The 14,750-nt window shown below is 71.0% G+C and carries 9 protein-coding genes; 1 reads left to right on the forward strand and 8 read right to left on the reverse strand.

Annotation, left to right across the window (positions count from 1 at the left end):
* Positions 1 to 17: 17 nt before the first annotated feature.
* From EV670_RS18845 to EV670_RS10765, 5 genes are all read right to left on the reverse strand, one after another.
* A complete protein-coding gene (locus EV670_RS18845) occupies positions 18 to 8,681 on the reverse strand; it encodes a glycoside hydrolase family 94 protein (protein WP_242616921.1) in 8,664 nt (2,887 codons plus the stop codon).
* Positions 8,682 to 8,684: 3 nt separating this feature from the next.
* Positions 8,685 to 8,888, reverse strand: a complete 204-nt coding sequence (locus EV670_RS10750; RefSeq protein ID WP_130431898.1) for a hypothetical protein — start codon at positions 8,886 to 8,888, stop codon at positions 8,685 to 8,687.
* 150 nt (positions 8,889 to 9,038) lie between these two features.
* Positions 9,039 to 9,407 carry a hypothetical protein gene (locus EV670_RS10755; protein WP_130431900.1) on the reverse strand — a complete coding sequence of 123 codons (369 nt, stop codon included), beginning with the start codon at positions 9,405 to 9,407 and terminating at the stop codon, positions 9,039 to 9,041.
* 38 nt (positions 9,408 to 9,445) lie between these two features.
* A complete protein-coding gene (locus EV670_RS10760; protein WP_130431902.1) occupies positions 9,446 to 9,610 on the reverse strand; it encodes a DUF1328 domain-containing protein in 165 nt (54 codons plus the stop codon).
* Positions 9,611 to 9,782: 172 nt separating this feature from the next.
* Complete coding sequence (locus tag EV670_RS10765; RefSeq protein ID WP_130431904.1) at positions 9,783 to 11,132, reverse strand: CHASE3 domain-containing protein; 1,350 nt, start codon at positions 11,130 to 11,132, stop codon at positions 9,783 to 9,785.
* 29 nt (positions 11,133 to 11,161) lie between these two features.
* Between EV670_RS10765 and EV670_RS10770 the strand changes: the two genes are divergently transcribed.
* Entirely contained in the window at positions 11,162 to 11,794 is a 633-nt protein-coding gene (locus EV670_RS10770) for a response regulator (protein WP_130431906.1), read from the forward strand.
* 13 nt (positions 11,795 to 11,807) lie between these two features.
* On the opposite strand, the gene EV670_RS10775 is transcribed toward EV670_RS10770, so the two are convergent.
* From EV670_RS10775 to EV670_RS10785, 3 genes are all read right to left on the reverse strand, one after another.
* Complete coding sequence (locus tag EV670_RS10775; RefSeq protein WP_130431908.1) at positions 11,808 to 12,230, reverse strand: response regulator; 423 nt, start codon at positions 12,228 to 12,230, stop codon at positions 11,808 to 11,810.
* 171 nt (positions 12,231 to 12,401) lie between these two features.
* A complete protein-coding gene (locus EV670_RS10780; protein WP_130431910.1) occupies positions 12,402 to 13,424 on the reverse strand; it encodes a TRAP transporter substrate-binding protein in 1,023 nt (340 codons plus the stop codon).
* A 33-nt stretch (positions 13,425 to 13,457) separates the two neighbouring features.
* Positions 13,458 to 14,750 (reverse strand): TRAP transporter large permease, encoded by a 1,293-nt coding sequence (locus EV670_RS10785; RefSeq protein ID WP_130431912.1) that lies wholly within the window; start codon positions 14,748 to 14,750, stop codon positions 13,458 to 13,460.

Below are 14,750 nucleotides of genomic sequence, written 5' to 3' on the forward strand. Positions count from 1 at the left end.
GCCGCATGGCGCCGCGCTCAGACTGGCAGTGGCACCGTCTCGATGCTGGCCTCGGCCGCGACGTTGGGCTTGGCGACGACCACCAGATGGCGCGTCGGGATCAACGGGTCATCCAGCGCCAGCCAGACGCCGGGACGCAGCCGCGTTGCGCCGCTTGCGAGCGCCTGTTCGATGCGTGCAGTCTCGGCCGCGGCGCAGACGATGAACTCGTGCACGGCCTGCTCGCGCCGCAGTCGTAGCGTGATCTGCGGCCAGTGCGAAGGCAGTTGCGGCCGCAGCCGCGCGCGTTGCCCGCGCAACTGCAGGCCGACGATCGACTCGATCGCGGCGCGGTGCATCCAGGCCGCCGAGCCGGTGTACCAGCTCCAACCGCCGCGCCCCGCGTACGGTGGCTGCGAGCAGATGTCGCCGGCCATCACGTAGGGCTCGAGACCATAGGCCGCGCCCTGCAGCAGATCGGCCGACCGGTGCGCCGGGCTCAGGCGTTCGAACATGCGCCACGCGGCATCGGCATTGCCGAGCGCGGCATGCGCCATCAGCGCCCATACGCCGCCATGCGAGTACTGGCCACCGTTCTCGCGCACGCCGCGCGGGTAGGCCTGGATGTAGCCTGCACTCGGCTGTGCGTTTGCCAGTGGCGGGTCCAGCAGCCGAACCAGGCCGGCGACCGGATCGACCAGCAGCCGCTCGACCGATGCCATCGCGGTCTCCTGCTGCGCGCGCGGCGCCATGCCGGATAGCACCGACCAGGCCTGCGCGATCAGGTCGATGCGGCATTCGGCGTTGTCGCGCGAGCCGAGCGGCGAGCCGTCATCGAAGAAGGCGCGCATGAACCACTCGCCGTCCCAGGCGGTGTCGAGCAGCGCCGCGCGCCAGCCGCGCGCGGCACTGCGCCAGCGGCGTGCGCGCGCTGCGTCACCGCGCTGCTGGGCAATCGGCGCGAACTCGGCCACCAGCCGGCACAGGAACCAGCCGAGCCAGACCGATTCGCCACGTCCCTCGATGCCGACCCGGTTCATGCCGTCGTTCCAGTCGCCGCTGCCCATCAGCGGCAGGCCATGCGCGCCGACCGCGAGGCTGCGGTCGATGGCGCGCGCGCAATGCTCGTACAGCGTGGCGTCGAGTGCGCTGGTGCGCGGCACGAAGTAGGCGTCCTCGGCGCCGGGCGGGATCGGGTCACCTTCGAGAAACGGCAGTGCCTCGTCGAGCACCGCGGTGTCGCCGCTGCTGTCGAGGTAGTGCACCGTGGCATGCGCCAGCCACAGCAGGTCGTCGGAGAAATGGGTGCGCACGCCCACGCCGGTGGGCGCGTGCCACCAGTGCTGCACGTCGCCCTCGGGGAACTGGCGCGAGGCCGCCAGCAGCAACTGCCGGCGCAGCAGCGCCGGCTCGACCACGGCCAGCGCCATCGCGTCCTGCAACTGATCGCGAAAGCCGAAGGCCCCACCGGCCTGGTAGAAGCCGGCGCGGGCCCAGAGCCGGCAGCCGACCGTCTGGTAGAGCAGCCAGCGGTTGACCAGGGCGTCGAACAGCGGGTCCGGAGTGACCACGGTCAGCGTGCCGAGCAATGCGTCCCAGTGCGCGTGGGCCGCCTGCAGGCGCCGCACCGGCTCAATGGCCAGCGCCTCGCGCGCCAGTGCCAGTGCCGCCTCGGGCGTGGCGCCGTGGCCGAGCAGCCAGGTGCGGCCGGTGCGTGCGCCCGGCGCCAGGCTCAGCGGCAGGGCCAGCGCGGCGCAGGGGTCGAGACCGGCGCCGGACTGCTCGCCCAGATGATCGGGCAACACAAGTCGGCCGCGAGCGTCGAAGAACTCGCGCCGGTCGCAGGTCCATTCGACGCCACTGTCCTCCGCGCTGCCGTCGTGGCGCCAGGCCGCGAACGCCGTGCTGCCGCCGAAGCCAGCGTGATCGTCGCGCTGGGTCGCGGTGAGCAGGCGCGTGGTGCCGGGCACGCGCGAGGTGAGCACCGTCTGGCGGTCCACGCGGGCCGCGCCCATCGTCCACTCGGCGAGGCCGACCAGGCGCAGCCGCCGGGTCCGGGCGCCATGGTTGACGAGATCCACTTGAACCTGCTTGAGCGCGAGCGCCGCGTCGACGCACCAGGTCAGCTGCAGTTCCAGCTCGGCACGCCGGTGCGTGATGCGGGTCGAGCCCTGGCCATGCTCGACGCGGTAGACGCTGCTGCCCGCACCGGCGCCTGGTGCCAGGTTCCAGACCTCGCGCGTGGCGAGGTCCTGCAGCAGCAGCCATTCACCGGCCGGGTCGCCGACCGGGTCGTTGGACCATGGCGTGAGCTGGTGCAGGCGACTGTTGCCGGCCCAGGTGTAGCCGGCGCCCGACTCCGAGATCTGGGCCCCGAAGTCCGGGTTCGCCAGCACGTTGATCCAGGGTCGCGGCGGCCGGCGCGCGGCGCTGACATCGAAGCCGAAGCGCGCGCCGTCGGCGCTGAACTCGCCCTGCACCGGTCGCGATGCCAGCGCCGGCAACGGTGCCGCCAGCGCCGTGACCGCAGTCGTGCGTCGTTCGTCGAGCGCGTCGTTGTGCAGATCGACGAGTTCCTCCACATGCTGAGACAGTGGCCGCCCGTCGGCATTGATGTGCACGCGCGCCAGGGCATGCAGGCTGGCCAGTTCGGCCGCAGAGATGTCGGCCACCCGCAGCACATGCAGGGCGCAGGCGCGAGCTGCCGGCAACGCGGCATCGGTTTCGGCGCGGAAGCGGTCGCCGAGCGCGGCCAGCTCACGCTGCAGCAGCATCAGGTACGAGGCCGGTTCGCCGTCCACCACCACCAGGTCGCAGGGCAGGCCGCCCCAGGTCCACAGCTTGAGCGCTTGCACCAGCGTGCGCACCAGGCCCATGCCCTCGGGCGAGGCGATGTCGACCAGCAGCAGCGGCCGGTCGGCGGAGATGCCGAAGCGCCACAGCGCGCGGCGGTCGACGTTGCTCGCATCGGTGGCCGCGATGGCGCGCGTCGGCAGCAGCGCGAGCGTCGTCGACAGGGTCTGGATCGCCGCGAGCTGGGTGCTGCTGGTGCGCATGTCGCGCAGCCGGATGCCGGCCAGCGTGGCCGACATCAGCGACGAGCGCTCGATGATCGACGGCTGGCGGTACTTGTCGACCAGCGCCTCTAGCGTGGCGCGCTCGGGTGCGGCGGCGGTGGCGATGCTCAGGCGCGCGCTGCCGTGGGCCGGCAGGCGAATGCTCAGCGACAGCGCTGCCACCGGATCGAGCCCGGTGCGCAGTTCGACGGAGTCGCCATCGGCCGGGGTCGCCAGGTCGACAAAGCGCGCCAGCGGTTGCGCGCCGTCGCGCTGGCGACCGAGCCAGTGCTCGCGGTCGGCCTCGGCGCGCACGCCGACAACCTGCTCGTCGGTCTGCGCCACGAAGTGCACCGCGTGCAGGCCGGGCTCGGTGCTCAGGCGCGGCCGGCGTTCGAAGTAGAGCGCCCGATCGGCGGCGTTCCAGTCGGCGCGCACGAAGAGCTTGGCGAATGCCGGGTGGGCCTCGTCGGCACGCGCTTCGGCCAGCGAGACCTCGAACGCCGACAGCAGTTCGAGCTCGATCGGCTGCCCGCCAAGGTTGCTGAGCTCGATCTGGCGCAGCTCGATATCGTCCTCGGGGCTGACCCAGACGGTGCAGCGCGTGTGCAGGTCGGGCCACTGCGCGTCGAGGCACACCCGGTCGTGGTGGAACGAGGCCTCGTAGTGCGCGCCCGGGTCGGCCGCCGGATGCTGGCTGAGCGAGAACGGCGCTTCGCTGGCGCCCCCGAGGCCGCCGTCCTGCGCCGTCCGCCCCCCCGAGGGGGAGTCAGGAAACTTGGGGCGGCCCGGCGTTTCCCGGGCGGCGCCGCGGCGCAGGTAGAGGAAGCTTCCATGCGCGTCGCGCAGCGCATCGTCGCGCCAGCGCGAGACGAAGGCGTTGCCGAAGCGGCTCCAGCCGGCGCCGTTGGCGCGCAGCGCCACGCTGTAGCGGCCGTTGCTGAGCAGGTGGGTTGGCTGCAGCGCCGAGGTGCCGGGCACGATCTCGCGCCGCAGTGTCGGACCGCTCTGGCGACGATCGGCGCTGCTCGGCGCGGGCGCGGGCTCGAAGGTGAGCGAAACCTCGCGCGGCAGCCGCTCCTGCAGCAGCGAGGCCACCGCCTGCAGGCGCGGTTCGGCCATGGCCCAGCGGCGCGGCGCGGCTTCGAGCAGCACGTTGGCGAGTGCTGCGATCGTCATGCCCTGGTGGTGAGCCATGAAGGTCGAGACCCGCGTCGGCGCCGCGCTGCCGGCCTGGCGCTCGGGGCTGTAGTCGAGTGCCTCGATGAAGCCCATCGCGCCGCGCGCCTGCAGCGCCTCGAGCCGGCGCAGGTTGGCGACGGCGGTGCCGGGTTCGACCAGCGCGGCCAGCGCGGTGGCGTAGGGCGCGATCACCAGTTCGTCGGCTGGCGTGCGGCGCAGCGCGAGCTTGGGCACGCCCTGCGGCGCGTACTGGTAGGCCAGGGTGTGGTCGCTGCCGGCGTAGGCCGACTCCGAGATGCCCCAGGGCACGCCGTGGGCGCGGGCAAATGCCATCTGCGCCCGCAGCGCGGCCCGGGCGGCGCTGGCCAGAACGCTGCCGGGTGCTTCATCGAGCAGCAGCGTCGGCATCAGGTACTCGAACATCGAGCCCGACCATGAGCGCAGTCCGGCCACGCGGCCCTCGGCAAAGAAGGGCCGGCCGAGTGCGGCCCAGTGCGCCACCGGTACCTCGGCGCGGGCGATCGCCCACAGACTGGCGAACCGCGACTCCGAGGCCAGCAGGTCGTAGAAGCTGGTGTCGAGTTGCTGCTCGGCGACGCGGTAGCCGATGTGGAACAGGCGCCGCCGGCGGTTGAACAGAAAGCCGAACTCGGCCTCTTCGGCGAGCCGGCGGCAGGCCGAGGCCAATGCCAGCAGGCGCGGTGCGATATCGATCCCGGCGATGCGCAGCGCATGGTCGTCGGCCACCGAGCGCAGCGTGGCCAGGTGATCTCGCACCAGCCACGCGGCGTGGAGCAGCGGCGGCGGCGCGCCGTCGGCCGCGGGCTCGGCCGTGGCCGGCAGCATGGGTTCCAGTTCGGTGCCGGCGCGTCGCAGTAGCGTCTCGATGCCGGCCGGGTCGTCGTGCAGCGCGCCCAGCGGCGCGGGCAGGGCGAGCAGCGCGTGGATCGCGCCGTCCGGCGCCGCCAGCGCCGCCAGCGTGGCGCCTTGTGTCGCCAGGCGCCGACGCGACGCCGCCAGTGCCGCGGCCGACGCGTCGTCGTCGAAGGGCGCGGCGCCGAGTTCCTCGCAGGCCTGCGCCAGCGCGATCAGGCAGCCGCACAGGTTGCCGCTGTCCACGGTCGACACGTAGGCCGGCAGCAGCGCTTGCAGCGTCTGGGTGTCGACCCAGTTGAGCAGGTGGCCGCGATGGCGCGGCAGGGCAGCCAGGGTCGCCAGCGTGCGCTCGCCGCGCGCCAGCAACTCGGCGCTGCCGATCCAGCCGAAGCGCCGCGCGCATGCCAGCGCGACGAGGTAGAGCCCGATGTTGGTGGGCGAGGTGCGGTGCGCCACCATCGTGCGCGGCAGGGTCTGCACGTTGTCGGGCGGCAGGTCGTGGTCGGCGGCGCCGACGCCGTGCTCGAAGAAGCGCCAGGTGTCGCGTGCCACGTCGAGCAGGTAGTCGCGATCGGTGGCCGTGAGCGTCGGCTGGCGCGCCGACCGGCGCGGCCGGCTGGCCCACCAGGTCAGCAGCGGCGCGCCGGCCCAGAGAACGCACAGCGCGGTGGCGAGCAGCGGCGTCGGCGTGCCGGCGGCGAACAGCGCGACCAGCAGCGCCGCCGCGACCAGCGGCTCGCGCAGATGCTGGCGCGCGATGGCGCCCAGCGTGCGGCCGGCGCTGGCATGGGCGGCGTCGGCGGTGGTCCATTGCAGCAGGTGGCGCCGGCTGACCGCCATGCGCCAGCCGGCGCGCAGCACTGCGTCGGCGGCGAGCAGCGCGTTCTGCAGCAGCATCGCGAGCTGCCACAGCGTGCTGCCGAGGGCGCGCACCAGCTCGGTCAAGGCCTGCTCGGCAAAGTGGCGCAGCGCGATGTCGTCGCGGCTCGGCGCCAGGCCGGCCACCGCGCCGAGCAACGGTCCGGCGCCAAAGGCCGCTCCGATCAGCAGCAGCGCCGCCATCGGACTCAGGCCCCAGCCGGCCAGGCTGAGCGCCAGCAGCGCCAGCGAGGTCGGTGCCACCAGCGAGCGGCGCAGGTTGTCGATCATCTTCCAGCGATTGATGGCGCCGATGCCGTAGTGCCCGGCGCGCGCCAGCAGCGGCAGCAGTTGCCAGTCGCCGCGGGTCCAGCGGTGCACTCGCGAGGCGGCCACGTCGGGGTGCATCGGCGCGTCCTCGATCAGCGCGATGTCGCTGACCCCGCCGCAGCGCGCCATCGAGCCTTCGAGCAGGTCGTGGCTGAGTACCGCGTCCTCGGGCAGACGGCCGGACAGCACCGCGCGCAGCGCCTGCACGTGAAGCAGGCCCTTGCCGGTGAAGGTGCCCTCGGCGAACAGGTCCTGGTAGATCTCGGAGCTGGCGGCGCTGTACGGATCGACACCGCACTGGCCGGCAAACAGCCAGTGGAAGGGGGTGCCCTGGCCGGCCGGCGGCAGCGGCGTGAGCACGCGCGGCTGCAGGATGCCGTAGCCGGCGCTGACGCGCCGACGCGTTGCGTCGATGCGCGGCTGGTTGAGCGGGTGTGCGGCCACGCCGACCAGTTCGCGCAGGCTGCCGGGCGGCAGCTTGGTGTCGCTGTCGAGCGTCACGACATAGGGCGTGGCGGGCGCCGGGCGTGAGAGTTCGCCGAGATCGATGAACGGCGATGCCGCCTGTGCGTCGGCCAGCATGTCGATCAACTGTTCGAGCTTGCCGCGCTTGCGCTCCCAGCCGATCCATCGCTGTTCGGTTTCGCTGAACTGGCGCTCGCGGTGCAGGAGCAGAAAGCGCGGCGATGCGCCCTCGGCCACCGGATAGCGCAGGTTGAGTTCGCGCAGTGCCCTGGCGGCGGCTGCGAGCAACTCGGCATCCGCGGGCGTCTGCACCGTGTCGGCATCGGCGTAGTCGCCGAGCAGCGCGAACTGCGCGTGATCTTCGGGGTTGGCAAGATGATGGCGTTCGAGCTGGCTGACCAGCGTCTGCGCGCCGGCCGCGCTGGTCAGCAGCGTCGGCACTACCACCAGCACCCGGTGCTCGGGCAGGATGCCGTCTTCGAGCGCCAGCCGTGGCAGGCGCCGTGGTTGCGCCGACTCGCTGATGAGCCGGTTGACGAGCGCGATCACCGCCTCCGACGCTGGACCGGCAATCAGCAGCACGAGCAGCGCGGTGAGGGGCCAGGTGGCCGCGCCGAAGCCGTGGCGAATCAGCACCCAGCCGGTCAGCAGCAGGCTGCCGATGAGCAGCGTGCCCAGGTAGGCCGGCAGCGTGAGGCGCCGTCGCCACGCGCCCCACGCGGCCACCAGCGGGGCGCGCGCACCGAGCGCGTGCCTGAGCATCGGCTGGCCGGGGCCACTGAGCCAGTAGCGTGGCGAGTGCGTGGGATCGTCGGCATCCGAGCCGGTGGTGGGCGCCTCCATCTGCACCAGCAGCGCGCGTGCCACTGCCAGTTCGCTCGCCCCGCTGCGCCGTGCCAGGCGCTCGATCGCGTGCAGCGTGGTGTCCTGGGTGTCGTCGCGTTCGGCACGATAGGCCGGCGACTGCTGCATCAGCTGCATCAACGCGCCGGTGCGTTCGATCAGCGCGCGCCAGTCGGTGTCACCGAGCAGGCGCAGCGCGGTGATTGCGTTGCTGACGCTGAGGTTGTTGGCGGTTTGCTCGGCCTGCTGCTGCCCATGCGAGCCCGCCGGGTCGGGCAGGGCAGTAGCGAGCCAGCGGCGGGCGGCGCCGTCGGCCGGCGCGAACGAGGCCGCGCTCGGGTGATGCAGGCGCTGCGCAACCTGCAGCGCAAAGGCGCGAGCGGCGTCGCGCGCCTCGAGCGCCTCGGACAGGGGCTGCGGGTCGGCCGCGGTGCCGTCGGCCAGCTGGTCGCACCACCGGTTGGCCAGCTCGCGCGCCGCCTTGGACGCGGCGACCCGCTCGGCCAGCCGACGCAGGTTCTCGATCAGCACCACCCGCAGCGTGGTTGGCAGCGCCCACAGCTCGCCGAGGTTGAGCTCGCGCCTTTCCTGGTAGGCGTCGAGGAAGTCGATCAGCAGCGCTTCGTCGAAGGCGCTGTCGGTATGGGCGACGAAGGCCCAGGCCACGCCGTAGATGCGTGGCAGGCCGGCCAGATGGACGCCGGCCAGCACCGGCAGACCCTGGAAGTAGCGCCGCGGCAGGCCATCGACGATCTCCTTGAGCTGGGCGCCGACGATGTGGAAGTTGTCGAGCAGCCACTCGCCGGCCGGGCTCACGTGCTGGCCGGTGCGCTCCTGCTGGCCGATGTAGTGGTGTGCCTCGCGCAGCACGGCGATGTTGTCGCGCAGGCGCGGAAAGAACGCGGTCGAGCGGCGCCGGTCGATGCGCGCCTCGTGGGTCGCGCCGAGGCTGCGGCCGTGCTGCTGAAAGCGCTGCGGGCCGAAGATCTCGGCCCGGATCGGCGGCTCGATCGCGCCGCGGCCCGGGTCGAGCAGCGCAAGCACCGCCGGCGGCGCGCCCGGCATCAGCCGATGCAGGGCGCTGCGCGCCATGGCTCAGCCCGCCAGCGTTGTGACCGCCAGAACCACCATCGTCAGAGCCAGCGTGGTCACGAAGCGCGGCGCCATGAAGTCGTCGATCGATTCGGCCACGCACCGCAGGCGATGCAGCGGGCTGCGCGCCTGGGCGCAACACAGCAGGTGGTCCCTCAGCAGGCTCAACTCGAGCAACGCCGCTGCGGGTACTTCAAGCGGCTTCATGACAACTCCAGTAGATGGTGCGATCCGGTAGCTTGAGGGCGGCGGCTGGTCGCGTCTGTAGGCCGACACCGACGCGCGGTGTAGGACATGTCCTAGCCGCTCAAGGGAAAGCCGCGAGAGGGTCGCGACCGGGCGACCCGCTCGCCGGCTTCAGTGGCGGCTGCCGCGCGACCGGCTGAGCAGCGTGGCCAGCGCCATCAGAAGGGCGCCACCCGCCGCAGCGACCATTACGGACTTCAAGGGTTCTTCCCTGATGTAGGCGATCGTGTTGTCCGATGTGCGCAGCGCCTTGTCGCGCAACTGCTCGGAGCCGTTGCGCAACACCTCGATGCTGCGCCTGGCCAGGTGCTCGGCCTCGTCGGCCACGCGATTGATGGTCGGCGTGGCCCTGGCGCGTGCCGAGTCGACGCCATCGGCCAGTTGGCCGAGCGTGTCGTTGGCCACGCGCTGCGTGGAGCGGATGGCCCTCTCGGCGCCTTCGGTGGCCTGGTCGGCCAGGTTGGTGGGAGTCATGCTCATGGTGTGCTCCTGGTTGAGTGATCGATGCGCGAGGCAACTCAGTTGCGCTTGATCAGGCCGACGATGAAGCTGCCGACCGCAAGCACGATGAAGACGAAGAACAGCACCTGGGCAATGCCCGCCGCGCTGGCGGCGATGCCGCCAAAGCCGAACAGGGCGGCAATCAGTGCGATGACGAAGAAGACGACGGCGTAGTGCAGCATGGCAAGTGCTCCTGGTTGTGGGTCGGGTCGCGGCGCCTTGCGCTGTCGCGATGGAACAAGCTTAGGAACGCGCCGGCGCACGGCCCATCGGCGCGCGTCGGTTCATGACGTCGGTGGCAGTGACTGCGCGCTGTAGGACAAGGCCTACAGGCGCCACCGCTGGCGCCGGGACTTAGGGCGCCGGGGCCAGAGGCAGGGTCGCGCCGACGCGGGTGCCACGGCCGGGGGCGGACTGCAGCTTGAGCAGGCCGCCGGCGGCCTCGACCCGGTAGCGCATGCCGAGCAGGCCATGGGCCGAGCTCTTCTGCTGGCGTGTGTCGAAGCCCACGCCGTCGTCGGCCACCGCCACCTCGGCCATGCCGTCCTGCACGGCCAGCGAGACGCGCACGCTGCGCGCGCGGGCGTACTTGGAGACGTTGGTCAACGCCTCCTGTACGAGCCGGTAGACGGTGAGCTCGCTGTCGGGCCGCAGTGGCACCGGCCGCAGCTCGGCGTGGACCTCGATCTCCGCGCTCTGCTCGAACTCGCGCAGCAGGATCTCGAGCGCCGCGACGAGCCCGAGGTTGCTCAGCGACGAGGGGCGCAGGTCCTCGATGATCCGGCGCTTCAGCGCGATGCCCCTGTTGAGCGTGTCGTTGAGATGGTCCAGTCGCTCGGCCGCCTCGGGCGAGAGCGCGGCCACGCGCGTGCGGATGCGTGCGCTGTCGAGCTTGGCGGTGGTCAGCAGCGCGCCGAGCTCGTCGTGCAACTCGCGCGCCAGGCGGCTGCGTTCGTCCTCGCGCGCGCTCAGCAGGTGGCGCGAGAGCTCGGTCAGCTCGGCGGTGCGGCGCTGCACCTCGACCTCGAGCTGGTCGCGCTCGGCCTGCACCGCCTGCTGCTGCTCGCGCCGCGTTGCCTCGAGGGCCCGCGTCTGGCGCAGGTAGAGAAAGAGCGCGAGCAGGCTGAGCGCGGTCAGCGTGGCGATGCCGAGGCGGCTGATCAGCAGCGAATCATGCACCTGCCGGCGCGCCAGCTCCCCGGCCTTGGCCTCGTCGGCCAGCAACTGCTCGACCTGCGCGCGGATCGCGTCCATGCGCTCCTGGCCGATGTTGGTCTGCAGGACGGCACGCCAGGCTTCGTGGCGACCCTCGTCGTAGAGCCGGACCGTGTCGGAGACCTCGGACATCTTGTCGGCGACCAGCTCCTCCAGCTTTGCCATCGCCGGCCGCAACTCCGGGCGCCGCGCGTAGTGCGCGCGCAGCCACTCCAGCGTCTCGGGCAGGCTCTCGGCCGCGTTGCGAAAGGGCTCGAGGTACTCCGTTCGTCCGGTCAGCAGGTAGCCGCGCTGGCCGGTTTCGGCATCGGTGATGCTCAGCAGCATGCGCTGCACCTTCGGCCGGGCCGAGATCAGCTCGACCAGTTCCTCCATCTCGCCGCGCGAGCGCCAGTACGAGCTCTCGCTGAGGATCAGCATCGCCAGCGCGACTGCCACCGCGATCGGAAAGACGAAGGGACTGCGCCGCACGTGGCTTGCCAGGTTCATCGGAACGCCTTGGTCATAAACTGCGGCCCATGATCCGCATCGCCATCGTCGACGACCACGCCATCGTACGGGCCGGCCTGCGCCAGTATTTCTCGGAACAGGTCGGGCTGCGCGTCACCGGCGAGGCGGCCAACGGGCGCGAGGCGCTCGAGCTGGTGCGCCAGGGCGACATCGACGTGCTGCTGATGGACCTGTCGATGCCCGAGCACGGCGGCGTCGACGCGCTGGCCGCGATCAAGGCGCGCGCGCCGGACCTGCCGGTGTTGATCCTGTCCGGCTTTCCCGAGGCCCACTACGCCACCACGCTGCTCAAGCAGGGCGCCAGCGGCTACCTCAACAAGGAATGCGACCCGGAGGAGATCGTCAAGGCGATCCACACGGTGCATCGGGGCCGCAAGTACATCTCGACCGCGGTGGCCGAGCTGCTGGCTGCCGGCCTCGACCCGACGGCGCAGAAGCTGCCTCACGAGCAGCTTTCGGAGCGCGAGTTGCAGGTCTTCCTCCGCCTGGCCAGGGGCGAGACGATCGGTCACATGGCCGAGGGCATGTCGCTGAGCGTGAAGACGGTGAGCACCTACCGCACGCGTGTCATGGAGAAGATGAACCTGCAGTCCAACAGCGACCTGACCTACTACGCGCTGAAGAACGGCCTGATCCAGTAGCCGCCCGACGGGTTCAGGCCGGCGCATCGAGCGGTGCCGCGCCGGTGTCGCCCGGATCACCGCCGGCGGCCAGGCGTTCGCAGTAGCGGATCAGCGAGTCGATCTCGTTGGACTTGTCGAAGACCTTGTCGGCCCCCAACTCCAGGCATCGGCGTCGGATGTCCGGGGTGGCGAAGTTGCTCAGCACCACGAGCCGCAGCGCCTTGCCCGAGTCGCGCATCGCCTGCAACACGCCCAGGCCGGATCCGCGCCTCAGGAAGATGTCGATGATGCCGAGCTGGCAGTCGTTGGCCGGCTCGCGCAGCCACTGCACCGCGCTGGCTTCGTCCTCGGCAAAGCCGACCACCTGGAGTGGAACCATCTCCTCCAGCGCCGCGACGAGGTTCTCGCGGATCACCGGACTGTCCTCGACGATGTAGGTGCGCAGCTTGACCATCGGCGGCTCGACGATGACGCGGGAGGTGTGAATTGACGATTGCCGGAGTGGAAGCCCCAGCATGCCCGGCAAGTGGTAACAACGGTAGCAGCAAGTGCCACGTGCGGCTGTAGGACGCCTCCTACAGCCGCGTGGCGAGCAGCGGTCCGCCCCGGCTGCGGGCGCTCGACGCTACTTGCCGCCGCGCAGCCGGGCCAGTTCGGCCTGCGTCTCGTCCCACAGCGGCTGGCCGATGTTGGCGGCGATGCCGGTGTTGATCGCGCCGAGCTTGGCGCGCATGCGCGCGGCCTCGGCCGGCGAGAGTTCGTTGACCTGCATGCCGCGGCCCTTGAGGTCGGCCAGCGCCTTGGCGGCTTCGTCGCGGGTGTCCTTGCGCTCGAACTCGCGCGAGGCCCTGGCAGCGTCGAGCAGCACCTTCTGCTCTTCCTTGCTGAGGCCGTCCCACCACTTCTTGCTGACCGTCACGATCCACGGGCTGTAGACGTGGTTGGTGACGCTGAGGTACTTCTGCACCTCGTAGAACTTGCTCGACAGGATGGTGTTGAAGGGGTTCTCCTGGCCATCGACGGTCTTGGTCTCGAGGGCGCTGAACAGCTCGGAGAAGGGCAGCGGGATCGCGTTGGCGCCGAGCGTCTTGAAGGTGTTGAGGAAGACCTCGTTCTGCATCACGCGCAGCTTGATGCCCTCCATGTCCTCGACCTTGGCGACGGCGCGCTTGTTGTTGGTGAGGTTGCGAAAGCCGTTCTCCCAGTAGACCAGGCCGACCAGGCCCTTCTCGGCGAGCTTGTCCATCACCTTCTGGCCGATCGGGCCGTCGAGCACGGCGTCGGCCTCCTTGACGTTGTTGAACAGGAAGGGCGTGTCCCACAGCGCCATCTCCTTGGTGATGCCGACCAGCGTCGCGGTCGAGCCGACCATCATTTCCTGCGCGCCGCCGATCAGCGCCTGCTGCATCTGGGTGTCGGGGCCGAGCGCGGCGGCGCCGATGGCGCGCACCTTCATCTTGCCGCCCGAGCCCTTCTCGACCGCGTCGGCGAAGACCTTGGCGGCGCGGCCCTGGTTGCTCTGCTCGTTGAGGCCGTAGCCGAAGCGGATCAGGCGCGGCTTGATGTCCTGGGCCCAGGCGCCGGCAGCGGCGCCGAGCGCGAGCGCGGCGACGGTGGCGAGGGCGGTGCGGCGGAGTACGGTTTGCATGGTCATGTCCTCAGCTTGTTTTGGGGAGGTGGATCAGCGCAGCCACGCCACCGGCGCGGTCACGATCTGCGGGAACAGCACGAACAGCGCGAGCAGCAGCGTGTAGGTGAACAGGAAGGGGTTGACGCCCTTGACCACGTCGTGCAGCGACAGGCGGCCGACGCTGGCGACGACGTTGAGCACCGTACCCACCGGCGGTGTGATCAGGCCGATCGCGCCGTTGAGCACGAACATCAGGCCGAAGTAGATCGGGTCGATGCCGGCCCTGACCGCGATCGGCAGCATCACCGGCGCGAAGATCAGGATCGTCGGCGTCAGGTCGAGCGCGGTGCCGATCAGGACCAGCACGATCATCATCGCGGCCATCAGCAGGCGCGGGTGCTCCACCAGCGGGCCGAGCCAGCCGGTCAGCACGCCGGGCAGGTCGGCCAGCGTGATCATGTAGCTCGCCACCGCGGCGCCGGCGCACAGGAACATCACGATCGAGGTGGTCCTGGCGGCGCGCACCAGCACGCCGCGGATCGCCGAGAGCTTCATCTCGCGGTGCACGAACAGCGCGATCACCAGCGCGTAGAACGCGGCCACGACCGCCGCCTCGGTCGGCGTGAAGACGCCGGTCTTCATGCCGCCGATGATGATCACCGGCATCAGCAGCGCCCAGAAGGCGCGCGCGGTGGCGCGCAGACGATCGGCCATCGGCAGCGGCACGCCGCTGGGGATGTCGATGCGGCGCAGCACCCACTTCCAGGCCACGACCAGCCCGGCGCCCATCAGCAGCCCGGGCACGATGCCCGAGATGAACAGCGCCGAGATCGAGGTGTTGGTGGTGACGCCGTAGATGATGAAGGGCATCGACGGCGGAATGATCGGCGCGATGATCCCGCCCGAGGCGATCAGCCCGGCCGAGGTGTTCATCGGATAGCCGTGCTGGCGCATCATCGGCAGCAGGATCGTCGCCAGCGCCGCGGTATCGGCCAGCGCCGAGCCGCTCATGCTGGCCATCAGTACCGCCGCGCCGATGGCGACGAAGCCGAGGCCGCCGCGGATGTGGCCGACCCAGGCCTGCGCCATCGTGATGATGCGCTGGCTGATGCCGCCCGAGTTCATCAGCTCGCCGGCGAGGATGAAGAAGGGCACCGCGAGCAGCGGAAAGCTGTCGACGCCGGCCACGAGGTTCTGGGCCAGCAACTGCGTGTCCCAGAAGCCGAGCACCCAGGACATGCCGGCGCCGGTCAGCACCAGCGCGAGCGCCATGTTCATGCCGATGCCCATCAGGGCCAGCATGCCGAACGCGAAGACGAGGAAGGCGAGGGCTTCGGCGCTCAT

This window comes from Rivibacter subsaxonicus, from assembly GCF_004217215.1.
In the GTDB taxonomy this organism is placed as follows: domain Bacteria; phylum Pseudomonadota; class Gammaproteobacteria; order Burkholderiales; family Burkholderiaceae_C; genus Rivibacter; species Rivibacter subsaxonicus.